The following is a 12,401-nucleotide window of genomic DNA, read 5'->3' as shown; positions in this document are numbered from 1 at the left end:
CTGGCACTATTTCATCGGGTGTCTGACTCCTCAGGGTTATATAATCTTTCGGAATGTCTCTTTTATAGTGAGCATAACCGGGAGCGAAAGTTTAAAGTGAAGGCAGCATTTTGGCTGAATTGAGCAGAGCATGAGCACAATCTTGATGATCCTGGCCATAGTGCTGACCTGTTCAATCCTGGCAGGCATGGGGTTTTGGTACGCTATGCGGCATCGTCCGCCGTTGGCGAAACCACTGCCATTCATCAGTCCGCCCTGCCGTAAGCTCTCTCCGCAGGAACGTGAGGCTGTCGATAAGTATGTCGCCGCGCTGGAAAAACAACTTAGTACGCCTGTCACTACCCATAAGCGAAGCGCGTCTGAACGGCTGACGCTGACAGCGCAGAGCAACAATGTCTATCCGGTTACCCGCGCAATTACCCGTTACGGCCTCTCTACAGACGATCCCCATAAATGGCGCTATTACCTGGATGAGGTTGAAGTTCATCTGCCGCCGCTGTGGGAACAGTACATTACCGACGAAAACTATGTGGAGTTAATCCGCACCCAATCTATTCCGCTGGTGATCTCGCTGAACGGCCACTCGCTGGTTGATTACGCTGTGGATCAGCAATCGCTGCCTGTGCTCATGCGTCCTGTGTCCACCAACGCCTCAATCCGCAAAGCAGAAACAGAAAATGTTGAGCTGCTGCAGGTGCGTAAAGAGACGCCAGAAGAGTATCGTCTGTCGCGGCCAGACGGCACGCGTGAAGCGGTGACGATCTCTCTGGCCTTCTTACTGTTCTTCTTCAGCCTGTTAGTGCCTGCCACGCTGATGATCTGGCTGGTGTTGACGGGGACATTAATGATTGGCGCCAGCCTCTGGCTGCTTTATCGCATTCCCGGCGAACGCGGGCTGCGTGATATACACTGCCTGCGCGGCGCACCAAAACGCTGGGGTCTGTTCAGTGAATCGAACCAGGAGCAGAGCAATATCACGCTGGGCATTATTGACCTTGCCTATCCGCCACATTGGCAGCCTTACGTCGCACACGATCTCGGTCAGGTAACGGATGTCGAGATCTACCTTAATCGTCAGGTGGTGCGTCAGGGTCGCTTCCTGTCGCTACAGGATGAGGTCAAAAACTTCCCTATCCAGCGCTGGCGGAAAAACGTGGTGCTGGCGTGTGGTTCACTGTTGGTGCTGACTATGCTGGTCACCTGGATCCCGCTCACGATGCCGATTAAACTGAGTCTGGCCTGGGCAAGAGGCACCGACAGCCTGGAGGTCAGCAGCGTTGATAAGCTCAGCAACGTGGCACTGAACATTGGCGACAACCTCAAAGTGAGTGGCACCGGTATGTGTTCAGTGCCGGACAACTATCAGAGCAACCGCAGCTACGCCTACATGCCGTTCGACTGTTCGGCGATCTACTGGAATAACGCGACGCCACTGCCGCAGCCGCAATCGGACATTATTGATAAAGCGGCGGCGCTGCTGGAGACCACCACAAAGCAGCTGCATCCCGAAACCAATACTGACCCTAAACTGAACCCACAGCTGGCTTCCGCGATTCAAAAGTCCGGAATGATTCTGCTGGATGACTTCTCAGATCTGGTGATGAAAACGCAGGATCTCTGCAATCAGCCGCAGGATTGTATGCGGCTGAAAAACGCCCTGGTAAACCTTGGCAATGCCAAAGACTGGGAAGCTTTGATGCGTCGGGCAGATTCCGGTCAGTTAAACGGCATGAATGTGCTGCTGCGCCCGGTGAGTGCGGAAGCGCTGGAAAACCTGGTTAATACCGCTACATCCACCTTCTTTTTCCGCGAAACCCGTCGGGCGGCAGAAAATCTTAACAGCCCGCCGCCAGGGGGATTCCTGATCGTCAGCGACGAAGGTCGCCAGTTAGTGAATCAGCCGCAGCCCACCGTATCGCTGTTTGATCTCGATCCGCCTTCTCAGTGGCGTGAGCTGCAACGACTCTCCACCGTACTGCTGCATACACCTTTCAGCGCCAGCGGCATCATCACCAGCATTTCAACGGATGCCAACGGCACGCGTCACATTGTCCTGCACAATGAACCGGATGCCATGGCGCAGTGGCGCTATCTCGGCACCGTATTGCTGCTTCTGATGCTGCTGACCTGTGGGATAATTAACGGCTTACTGGCGCTTCGCCGCATGCACCGTAATCGCCAGCGCATGATCGATATCCAGCAGTATTACGAAAAGTGTTTCAACCATAACCTTGGCACTTTGCAGGGTGTGCGCTCGATATTCTGAGTCCTGCCCTTCTGTGCTACCCTGTCGCCCGGTTTTTTCACAGGGTGAACCTGGATGCTCAACTGGTCTGAGATTGATACCGTGCTGCTCGACATGGATGGCACGCTGCTGGATTTGGCGTTTGATCGTCACTTCTGGCTGGAGCATGTGCCTGAACAGCTCAGCCAGCAACGCGGCATCAGCCGGGCGGAAGCCGACGCGATCATTGCGGAAAAATATCAGGCCGTCGCCCATACGCTAAACTGGTATTGTCTGGATTACTGGGCAGACGCGCTGAAGCTTGATATCCGTGCCATGACGCTGGCGATGCGCAGCCTAATTGCCCTGCGTGACGATACGCTGCCTTTTTTGCAGGCGCTGCGTCGCGCGGGCAAGTCCACCATCCTGCTGACCAACGCGCATCCTTACAATCTGGACGTCAAACTGGCGCAGACAGGTTTAGCGCCGCACCTTGATTTATTACTTTCCACCCATACCTTTGGGTATCCGAAAGAAGACCAACGTTTATGGCAGGCGGTACAACAGCACACCGGCTTTTCTGCGGCGCGCACGCTGTTTATCGATGACAACGAAGTGATTCTGGATGCTGCAACGTTATGGGGCATCGGCTGGTGCTTAGGCGTGAAGAACCCTGATTCGGGTCGTCCTGAGCAAATCTTTCAGCGTCACCGGGCCACTGGCGATTACCGGACGCTGATCTGAGTCAGGAGCAGCAATGAAAGAGAAAAGCAGCGAAGAGGTCCGCCTCGACAAGTGGCTGTGGGCCGCGCGCTTCTACAAAACCCGGGCGATTGCGCGGGAGATGATTGAAGGCGGCAAAGTCCATTACAACGGCCAGCGCAGCAAACCCGGCAAAGTGGTGGAACTGAATGCGGAACTGACACTGCGTCAGGGCAATGATGAACGCACCGTGATCGTGGCGGATATCAGCGCCCAGCGCCGTCCCGCCAGTGAGGCCCAGCAGCTCTATCGCGAAACCGATGCCAGTATTGAAAAACGCGAAAAAATGGCGCAGGCGCGCAAACTCAATGCGCTGACTATGCCCCATCCCGATCGGCGACCTGACAAAAAAGAGCGTCGCGATTTGATGAAGTTTAAATTATCGGGCGATGAATAACGCCGTCTTCGCTGACGCACCGTCGCCCCGTTCCAGTGAGAGAAAAAATATGTCAGTCCAGGATCAACTGCACCGTTATCTGTTTGAAAATGCCGCCGTGCGCGGCGAGCTGGTGAACGTCTCTGACACCTGGCGTGAAACCGTGAAAAATCACGACTATCCGGCACCGGTTAAAACGCTGCTGGGTGAGATGCTGGTAGCGACCAGCTTGCTGACCGCCACGCTGAAGTTTGATGGCGAAATCACCGTACAGCTGCAGGGTGACGGTCCGCTGTCGCTGGCCGTGATTAACGGCAACAACAATCAGGAGCTGCGGGGCGTAGCGCGTATCAAAGGCGACATCCCGGACGACAGCACCCTGAAAAGCATGGTCGGCAACGGTTATCTGGTAATCACGATTTCGCCTGAAAAGGGTGAACGTTACCAGGGTGTGGTCGGGCTGGAAGGTGAAACCCTGGCTGCGTGCCTGGAAGATTACTTCATGCGCTCAGAGCAGCTGCCAACGCGTCTGTTTATCCGCACCAGCGACAAAGGCGCCGCCGGTATTCTGCTGCAGGTGCTGCCCGCGCAGGACACAGAGAAAGAGGTCTTCGAGCACCTTGCGACGCTGACCGAAACCATTAAAACAGAAGAGCTGATCGATCTGCCGGCGAATGAAGCGCTCTGGCGTCTCTATCATCAGGAAGAGGTCACCCTCTACGATCCGCAGCCGGTGATCTACAAATGCACCTGCTCGCGTGAACGTTGTGGCGAAGTGCTGACTACGCTGCCACAGGAAGAAGTGGACGAGATCATCGCGGAAGATGGCAAAATCGACATGCACTGTGACTATTGCGGTTCAAACTACGTGTTTGATGCTGTCGATATCGCCGGTATTCGCAGCCACTCCCTTGAGAATGATGACCGTCTGCATTGATTTGATTGTTCGGGCGGCGTCTGCCGCCCCTTCTCCTCTCCCCCTTTCCTATCCCCATAATTTTCCAGACAAATTATCTTTTTTTACTTTCATAACATCTTTTAAACGTTCGAAACATAGCCTTAACGCGCCCTGAGTCGCATTTTTAGATCACTGCCCTTTTTCCCGTAACGCAGAAGAGTAAACTGCGCGCGATCGTGCAAACGCCCGGAAGCCAGAGGCAGATGCCCTGAAAAGTCCGGTTCTCTTTGCAGGCTGTCGTGACGAAGCGCAGTGGACTGTCAGTGATTCGCCGCACCTGATGCAACAGCCGGTTGGCACGATCCCAACCTATCTCTGCTTTGCAGAACAGACACCGATTTAAGGAGCAGTAAAATGCGCGTTAACGGCCTGACCTCGCAAGACCTTGCCGCTTTGGGCATCGTGGATACCACGGAAGTGGTTTACAACCCTGATTACGACACACTATTTCAGGAAGAGACGCGCCCGGACCTCGAAGGTTTTGCTCGTGGCACCCTGACGCAGAGCGGCGCGATTGCAGTAGACACCGGGATTTTCACCGGGCGATCGCCTAAGGATAAGTACATTGTGCGTGATGACACCACGCGCGATACCCTGTGGTGGAACGACCAGGGCACCGGCAAAAACGACAATCAGCCTCTGTCGCAGGAGACCTGGAACGCACTGAAAAGCTGCGTCACCCGCCAGCTTTCCGGCAAGCGTCTGTTTGTTGTGGATGCGTTCTGCGGGGCCAATGCCGATTCACGTCTGAGCGTACGTTTCGTCACCGAGGTCGCCTGGCAGGCGCACTTCGTGAAGAATATGTTCATCCAGCCTGACGATGCTGAGCTGGCCGACTTCAAACCTGACTTTGTGGTGATGAACGGAGCTAAATGCACCAATCCTGACTGGCAGGCGCAGGGTCTTAACTCAGAGAACTTTGTCGCTTTCAATCTGACTGAGCGTATGCAGCTGATTGGCGGAACCTGGTACGGCGGCGAGATGAAGAAAGGTCTGTTCGCCATCATGAACTACCTGCTGCCGCTGAAAGGCATCGCCTCCATGCACTGCTCTGCTAACGTGGGTAAAGCAGGTGATGTGGCGGTCTTCTTTGGCCTTTCGGGTACCGGCAAAACCACCCTCTCCACCGATCCTGATCGCCAGTTGATTGGCGATGATGAACACGGCTGGGACGATGATGGCGTGTTTAACTTTGAAGGCGGTTGCTACGCCAAAACCATCAACCTCTCTGAGCAGGCTGAGCCGGAGATCTACCGCGCCATTCGCCGCAACGCGCTGCTGGAAAATGTGGTGGTACGCGAAGATGGCAGCGTTGATTACGCAGATGGCAGCAAAACGGAAAACACCCGCGTCTCCTATCCGATCAATCACATCGACAATATCGTGCAGCCGGTCTCAAAAGCGGGCCACGCGAAGAAAGTGATTTTCCTTACCGCCGATGCGTTTGGCGTGTTGCCACCGGTTTCACGTCTGACGCCGGAGCAGACACAGTATCATTTCCTGTCAGGATTTACGGCCAAACTGGCCGGTACCGAGCGTGGCGTGACGGCACCCACCCCAACCTTCTCCGCCTGTTTCGGCGCGGCATTTCTGACGCTGCATCCGACGCAGTACGCTGAAGTGCTGGTGAAGCGAATGGAAGCGTCCGGTGCGCAGGCTTACCTGGTGAACACTGGCTGGAACGGCAGCGGCAAACGCATCTCACTGAAGAATACCCGCGCCATCATCAATGCGATCCTGGCGGGTGAGCTGGATGATGCGCCAACGGAAACGCTGCCGATCTTTAATCTGCAGATGCCGGTTGCGCTGGGCGAGCTGGATAGTGACACGCTGGATCCGCGTCGTAGCTGGGAGAGTGAAGAGAAGTGGACCGCTGCTGCCGAGGGTCTGGCACAGCGCTTTATTGATAACTTCGACAAGTACACCGATAACGCCGCAGGTGCTGCGCTGGTGAAAGCGGGCCCGCAACGCTAAAAGAACCGGCGCGGCAATAACAGTGCCGCGCCGTTTTTTTATCCCGACACGCTGTTGCTGCCGTTGTTGTGGCTCAGCGCCATGCTTTCCACTAACGGCAACCAGGCACGAATACGCAAACCTCCGCGCTCGCTCTCGCCAATCTCCAGCGAGCCCTGATGAGCATCGATAATACGCTGTACAATCGCCAGACCGAGACCGGTACCGCTGGTGCTGCGGGCACTGTCGCCCCGCACAAACGGCTGGAACAGATGCGCCAGCTGATCCGGCTTGATGCCAGGGCCATCATCTTCTACCTGAAACCACGCGCGATGCAGTTCCCGTCCGCTGCTGACCTTGATCCAGCCATTGCCATATCGCGCGGCATTAACCACCAGGTTAGCCAGCGCCCGTTTAATCGACAGCGGGTTGATATCCAGCATAAGCTCTTCCGGCATCACTGCATTTTCGATTTCACGTTCATAGCCACTTTCAGCCGCCACCACTTCGCCCAGCACGCTGTTCAGATCCGCGCGCTCGGTCTGCATCTCCTGACCAGTGCGCAGATAGTCGATGAACTGCTCAATGATGGCGTTGCACTCTTCGATATCTTTATTAATCGATTCGGCAAGATAGCCATCCTGCTCGCTCATCATCTCGGTGGCGAGGCGAATACGGGTCAGCGGCGTTCGCAAATCGTGGCTGACGCCCGCCATTAACAGCGTGCGGTCATCCGCCAGCTGCTTCACCCCCGCTGCCATCTGGTTAAAGGCACGGGTCACCGATCGCACTTCTGACGCGCCATACTCGCGCAGCGGCGGCGGAATAATCCCGCGCCCGACCTGCAGGGCGGCGTGCTCCAGATCCACCAGGGGTCGGTTCTGGATACGGATAAACAGCCAGGCACCGCCTATCGCCAGTAGCATAATCGCCAGGGTATAGCGGAACAGCGGGGAGAAGTCGCCCTGATGAATCTCAGTCAGCGGCACCCGCACCCAGATGTCGGGCGACAGCCAGGTTTTCAGCCAGACCACCGGCGAGTTTTTGTTAACCTCAACCCGGACATCGGTCGGACCGCCAAGCTGCTGTCCCATCTGCTCGCTCAGGAATTCATAATGCTGCGCCCAGCGCAATCCGCTCTCTTCTGCTGCTGCATTGGTGTAGAGCGAGATCCCCAGTTCGCGATAGATTTCCCGGCGAAACGCCGGTGGCACTTCCAGCTGCGTGCCATCCTCCAGCTGCAACCGGTCGGTCATCAGCATACGAACTTCGTAAGCGAGCACCTTATTGAACTGTTGCAGACTGGGAAGAATGGCGAAGTTCAGCACCACCAGATAGGTCGTTACCAGGCTGACGAACAGCAGGGTAACGATCAGCAGCAGGGTGCGGGCAAACGAACTCCGTGGCGAGAAGCGCAGTCGCTTCATGCTTTACTGCCGTCCGGCACAAAGACGTAGCCCAGACCCCAGACGGTCTGAATATAACGCGGATGCGCAGGATCCTCTTCCACCATGCGACGCAGGCGGGAGATCTGAACGTCAATCGAACGTTCCATGGCGCTGTATTCACGGCCACGCGCCAGGTTCATCAGCTTGTCGCGAGACAGCGGCTCACGCGGGTGGCTTACCAGTGCTTTCAGCACGGCAAACTCACCGCTGGTCAGCGGCATCGGCTCATCTTCACGGAACATCTCGCGAGTGCCGAGGTTCAGTTTGAATTTGCCAAAGGCAATAATCGCCTCTTCCTGCGAAGGTGCGCCTGGCAGTTCATTGGCCTGACGACGCAGTACCGCCCGGATACGCGCCAGCAGCTCACGCGGGTTAAACGGTTTGGGAATATAGTCGTCAGCGCCGATCTCCAGCCCCACGATACGATCCACTTCTTCACCCTTAGCCGTCACCATAATGATTGGCATCGGGTTGCTCTGGCTGCGCAGACGACGGCAGATAGAGAGGCCATCTTCACCTGGCAACATCAGGTCGAGCACCATCAGATGGAAGGATTCACGGGTTAACAGGCGATCCATCTGCTCAGCATTAGCGACACTGCGCACCTGAAAGCCCTGCTCGGTGAGATAGCGTTCAAGCAGTGCACGCAGACGCATATCGTCATCGACGACCAGAATTTTGTAGTTCTCTTGCATTTTCAACTCCCAAAGGCGCTATTGCCTGAACCAACATTGTTAAAAAAAGATGCCTTATAGTGACAGTCATTATTGGTTTATATTCTAGCCAAAATTGTTACAAAGCATATTAAACAGGGGCTTATATTTGATTTAAGGCGTTTTGGGGTCAGTTTTAGCGCTTTTAACCCCGCCCGACAGCCGATACGGCAAATCTGAAAAAAAGGCCCTATTTCTCTGAATCGCTGGCGTTGGAAGCGTGCCAGCTTTTAATCAATGTATTAATTCAGTGAGTTAGCAGGCAATTTGACTTAATGATCAGCCATCACTGTGAATATGCTCCAGATAATCTACCTCAACCACAGCCAGACAGCATAATATTCCAGCAACCCCGCATAATGCACGACGCTCCTCTCGGATTAGTTTCAGTCGTGCCATCAGCAAGGCCAGTTGTAATTAAAGTCCTTTAAATCAATCAGTAAAGCCAACTTTTCGCCTTCCCCTTTTTAAACCAGACTGCTCAGGCAACATTCGATGTCTCAACGGGGATTACATACAATGAAAAAAACAATTTTACTGCTGAGCGCGCTGGCCTTAGGCAGCGTCAGCCCAGGTTATGCAGCCACTGCAACCGGTGAAGCGGCCGGCGCAGCAGCGACAACAACAGCACAAGGTAACTCTAACGCCATCGGTGTTGGCGCAGTCGCAGCCCTGCTGGGCGTAGCACTGGCCACCATGGGCGGCGGCGGCGGTGACGGTCACAGCACCGGCACATCGACCACCACGGCGACCCACGCCGGAAAATAAGTTTACGCACGCTTTTTCGCCGGCTTCAGATGACTGGCTCTATTTCAATCACAGCACCAACCCTTTCGCCGCCGGGGAAATCAACGTGGGTTTTTAACCTTTAAAAACCCTTTCCCCGACTCTTTTTTGCCGCGCCCTCTTTGCCTTACACTGTCGCTCTTTAGATCTCTCTGGCCGGTATAGCATGAAAACCCGACTCATTACCCGCGAAGGCTTCGACAAACTGAAAGCGGAACTCGACTATTTATGGCGTGAAGAGCGACCGGAAGTGACAAAGAAAGTCACCTGGGCTGCCAGCCTTGGCGATCGCAGTGAAAATGCAGACTACCAGTACAACAAAAAACGGCTGCGTGAAATTGATCGCCGCGTACGCTATCTGACCAAAAGCCTTGAGCAGCTGCGAATCGTTGATTACTCACCCCAGCAGGATGGCAAAGTATTCTTTGGTGCCTGGGTGGAAATTGAAAACGATGAGGGCGACCTCAAACGCTTCCGCATTGTGGGCTACGACGAGATTTTTGGCCGCAAAGATTACATTTCCATCGACTCACCTATGGCGCGGGCGCTGCTGAAAAAAGAGGTCGGTGATGCCGCCACTGTTGAGACACCCGTGGGTCCGGCGCTGTGGTATGTCAACGCCATTGACTACCCGCAATAACGATTCAGATTATCGCTGAAAGCCGCCCGCTTCTCTGGCAATTTTAACCATCAATCCGTATAACTGTCGGCTATTTCTCAACCCGGAAAGCAAGACAGTCCTGATGATGAAAGTTCTGAGCCAGATAATTGCCAGTGAGCTACAGGCGCGACCAGAGCAGGTTGACGCCGCCGTTCGCCTGTTAGATGAAGGGAATACCGTGCCGTTTATCGCACGCTATCGTAAAGAGGTAACCGGCGGGCTGGATGACACCCAACTGCGTCAGCTGGAAACCCGTCTCAGCTATCTGCGCGAACTTGAAGATCGACGCCAGTCGATTCTGAAGTCGATTGACGATCAGGGAAAACTCACTGACGACCTCGCCCGCGCCATCAACACCACCCTCAGCAAAACCGAGCTTGAAGACCTCTACCTGCCCTACAAACAGAAACGCCGGACGCGTGGACAGATCGCTATTGAAGCCGGTCTGGAACCGCTGGCGGACACGCTCTGGCAGGAGCCCTCTCACATCCCTGAGCAACTTGCTGAACAGTATGTCGATGCGGACAAAGGCGTTGCTGACGTCCGTGCCGCGCTGGATGGTGCCCGCTATATTCTGATGGAGCGTTTCGCCGAGGATGCCGCGCTGCTGGCCAAAGTGCGTAACTATCTGTGGAAAAATGCCCATCTGGTGTCACGTGTGGTGGAAGGCAAAGAGGAAGCGGGCGCGAAGTTCCGTGACTACTTTGACCACCACGAAGCGCTGAGCAGTGTGCCGTCACACCGTGCGCTGGCGATGCTGCGTGGCCGTAACGAAGGCGTACTGCAACTGTCGCTGAATGCTGACCCGCAGTTTGATGAAGCACCACGTGAAAGCCACGGCGAAACGCTGATCGCTGAACACCTGAATCTGCGCCTGAACAACGCGCCAGCCGACAGCTGGCGTAAAGCGGTGGTGAGCTGGACGTGGCGCATCAAGGTGATGCTGCATCTTGAAACGGAGTTGATGGGTACAGTGCGCGAACGCGCAGAAGATGAAGCCATTAACGTCTTTGCCCGCAACCTGCACGATTTGCTGATGGCGGCGCCAGCGGGCATGCGCGCCACTATGGGACTGGATCCCGGCCTGCGCACCGGCGTTAAAGTCGCGGTGGTCGATGCCACCGGTAAAGTCGTGGCGACCGATACCGTCTATCCGCACACCGGCCAGACTGCCAAAGCCGCCGCTGCCGTCGCCGCGCTCTGCATTAAGCATCAGGTTGAGCTGGTGGCGATTGGCAACGGAACCGCCTCACGTGAAACCGAGCGCTTCTTCCTGGATTTGCAGCAGCAGTTCCCGCAGGTGACGGCGCAGAAAGTCATTGTCAGTGAAGCCGGCGCCTCCGTTTACTCGGCCTCTGAACTGGCGGCGCTGGAGTTCCCGGATCTCGATGTTTCACTACGTGGCGCGGTGTCTATCGCACGACGTCTGCAGGATCCGCTGGCTGAGCTGGTGAAAATCGACCCGAAATCCATCGGTGTCGGTCAGTACCAGCATGACGTCAGTCAGAGCCAGCTGGCGAAGAAACTCGACGCCGTGGTAGAGGATTGCGTGAACGCCGTCGGCGTTGACCTCAACACCGCCTCGGTGCCGCTGCTGACCCGCGTCGCGGGCCTGACGCGCATGATGGCGCAGAACATTGTCGGCTGGCGTGACGAGAATGGCCGCTTCCAGAACCGCCAGCAGTTGCTGAAAGTGAGTCGTCTTGGGCCAAAAGCCTTTGAACAGTGTGCGGGCTTCCTGCGCATCAACCACGGTGATAACCCGCTGGATGCCTCAACGGTTCACCCGGAAGCGTATCCGGTCGTCGAACGTATTCTGGCCGCCACCGAGCAGGCCCTCAGCGATCTGATGGGTAATGCTGGCAGCCTGCGTAACCTCAGCCCGCGCGATTTTATTGATGAGCGTTTTGGTCTGCCGACCGTTACCGACATCATGAAAGAGCTGGAGAAACCGGGTCGCGATCCGCGTCCTGAGTTTAAGACTGCGCAGTTTGCGGAAGGCGTTGAAACACTGAACGATCTGACGCCGGGCATGATCCTTGAAGGTGCCGTCACCAACGTCACTAACTTCGGTGCGTTTGTGGATATCGGCGTGCATCAGGATGGCCTGGTGCATATCTCGTCGCTTTCTGATCGCTTCGTGGAAGATCCCCATCAGGTGGTGAAAGCCGGCGATATCGTCAAAGTGAAAGTGATGGAAGTCGATCTCCAGCGTAAACGTATCGCCCTCACCATGCGTCTTGATGAGCAGCCAGGCGAAGGCAATGCACGGGGTGGCGCGAAGAATGCCGCGCCGCGCGAAGAGAAACGTCCGGCTGCAGGTAAAGGCCGTCCGCGTCCAGCCAGCGCATCCGCAGGCAACAGTGCAATGGGTGATGCACTGGCTGCGGCATTCGGTAAAAAACGCTAAGCTTTTCAGGGGGCCGCATCAGGCCCCCTCTTCACACGCTTTCCCCCGGTTGAAAATCCCCATCATCGCGCTACGCTAAAAAGAAGCCTGTCATAAAAACAACACCTGCT

At 55.6% G+C, this 12,401-nt stretch carries 10 protein-coding genes; 8 read left to right on the top strand and 2 right to left on the bottom strand.

Annotated elements, in window-relative coordinates:
- Positions 1–130: 130 nt before the first annotated feature.
- From EE896_RS01855 to pckA, 5 genes are all read left to right on the top strand, one after another.
- Positions 131–2,266, top strand: coding sequence for an intracellular growth attenuator family protein (locus EE896_RS01855; protein ID WP_033743308.1), 2,136 nt, complete (start codon positions 131–133; stop codon positions 2,264–2,266).
- Between the two features lie 54 nt (positions 2,267–2,320).
- Positions 2,321–2,968 carry a GMP/IMP nucleotidase gene (gene yrfG / locus EE896_RS01850; RefSeq protein ID WP_003853007.1) on the top strand — a complete coding sequence of 216 codons (648 nt, stop codon included), beginning with the start codon at positions 2,321–2,323 and terminating at the stop codon, positions 2,966–2,968.
- Positions 2,969–2,981: 13 nt separating this feature from the next.
- Positions 2,982–3,383 (top strand): ribosome-associated heat shock protein Hsp15, encoded by a 402-nt coding sequence (gene hslR / locus EE896_RS01845; protein ID WP_003853009.1) that lies wholly within the window; start codon positions 2,982–2,984, stop codon positions 3,381–3,383.
- A gap of 49 nt (positions 3,384–3,432) precedes the next feature.
- A complete protein-coding gene (hslO, locus tag EE896_RS01840) occupies positions 3,433–4,299 on the top strand; it encodes an Hsp33 family molecular chaperone HslO (RefSeq protein ID WP_003853011.1) in 867 nt (288 codons plus the stop codon).
- A gap of 375 nt (positions 4,300–4,674) precedes the next feature.
- The gene (pckA, locus tag EE896_RS01835; protein ID WP_003853012.1) at positions 4,675–6,294 is read left to right on the top strand and encodes a phosphoenolpyruvate carboxykinase (ATP); all 1,620 of its coding nucleotides are present in this window, start codon (positions 4,675–4,677) and stop codon (positions 6,292–6,294) included.
- Positions 6,295–6,332: 38 nt separating this feature from the next.
- Here the strand turns inward: pckA and envZ are convergent, their stop codons facing one another.
- Together envZ and ompR are read right to left on the bottom strand one after the other, a co-directional pair.
- Positions 6,333–7,700, bottom strand: coding sequence for a two-component system sensor histidine kinase EnvZ (envZ, locus tag EE896_RS01830; protein WP_003853013.1), 1,368 nt, complete (start codon positions 7,698–7,700; stop codon positions 6,333–6,335).
- Complete coding sequence (ompR, locus tag EE896_RS01825) at positions 7,697–8,416, bottom strand: osmolarity response regulator transcription factor OmpR (RefSeq protein WP_003853014.1); 720 nt, start codon at positions 8,414–8,416, stop codon at positions 7,697–7,699. The genes envZ and ompR overlap by 4 nt, the downstream gene beginning before the upstream one ends.
- Before the next feature lie 537 nt (positions 8,417–8,953).
- Here ompR and yjbE point away from each other — a divergent pair.
- The 3 genes from yjbE to EE896_RS01810 all read left to right on the top strand — a co-directional run bounded on the left by yjbE (position 8,954) and on the right by EE896_RS01810 (position 12,291).
- Positions 8,954–9,202, top strand: a complete 249-nt coding sequence (yjbE, locus tag EE896_RS01820; protein ID WP_003853015.1) for an exopolysaccharide production protein YjbE — start codon at positions 8,954–8,956, stop codon at positions 9,200–9,202.
- A 184-nt stretch (positions 9,203–9,386) separates the two neighbouring features.
- The gene (gene greB, locus EE896_RS01815) at positions 9,387–9,860 is read left to right on the top strand and encodes a transcription elongation factor GreB (protein ID WP_003853016.1); all 474 of its coding nucleotides are present in this window, start codon (positions 9,387–9,389) and stop codon (positions 9,858–9,860) included.
- A 103-nt stretch (positions 9,861–9,963) separates the two neighbouring features.
- Complete coding sequence (locus tag EE896_RS01810) at positions 9,964–12,291, top strand: Tex family protein (RefSeq protein WP_008926271.1); 2,328 nt, start codon at positions 9,964–9,966, stop codon at positions 12,289–12,291.
- The last annotated feature ends 110 nt before the right edge of the window (positions 12,292–12,401 follow it).

Source organism: Pantoea eucalypti (assembly GCF_009646115.1).
Lineage (GTDB): Bacteria > Pseudomonadota > Gammaproteobacteria > Enterobacterales > Enterobacteriaceae > Pantoea > Pantoea eucalypti.
The sequence above is the reverse complement of the archived record's forward strand: the minus strand, read 5'-3'. Positions and strand labels throughout refer to the sequence as shown.

Excerpts from the sequence above, each read along its gene's own strand:
- envZ (WP_003853013.1), bottom strand. The coding sequence starts at position 7,700 with ATGAAGCGACTGCGCTTCTCGCCACGGAGTTCGTTTGCCCGCACCCTG.
- pckA (WP_003853012.1), top strand. The coding sequence starts at position 4,675 with ATGCGCGTTAACGGCCTGACCTCGCAAGACCTTGCCGCTTTGGGCATC.
- yrfG (WP_003853007.1), top strand. The coding sequence starts at position 2,321 with ATGCTCAACTGGTCTGAGATTGATACCGTGCTGCTCGACATGGATGGC.
- greB (WP_003853016.1), top strand. The coding sequence starts at position 9,387 with ATGAAAACCCGACTCATTACCCGCGAAGGCTTCGACAAACTGAAAGCG.
- EE896_RS01810 (WP_008926271.1), top strand. The coding sequence starts at position 9,964 with ATGATGAAAGTTCTGAGCCAGATAATTGCCAGTGAGCTACAGGCGCGA.
- EE896_RS01855 (WP_033743308.1), top strand. The coding sequence starts at position 131 with ATGAGCACAATCTTGATGATCCTGGCCATAGTGCTGACCTGTTCAATC.
- yjbE (WP_003853015.1), top strand. The coding sequence starts at position 8,954 with ATGAAAAAAACAATTTTACTGCTGAGCGCGCTGGCCTTAGGCAGCGTC.
- ompR (WP_003853014.1), bottom strand. The coding sequence starts at position 8,416 with ATGCAAGAGAACTACAAAATTCTGGTCGTCGATGACGATATGCGTCTG.
- hslR (WP_003853009.1), top strand. The coding sequence starts at position 2,982 with ATGAAAGAGAAAAGCAGCGAAGAGGTCCGCCTCGACAAGTGGCTGTGG.
- hslO (WP_003853011.1), top strand. The coding sequence starts at position 3,433 with ATGTCAGTCCAGGATCAACTGCACCGTTATCTGTTTGAAAATGCCGCC.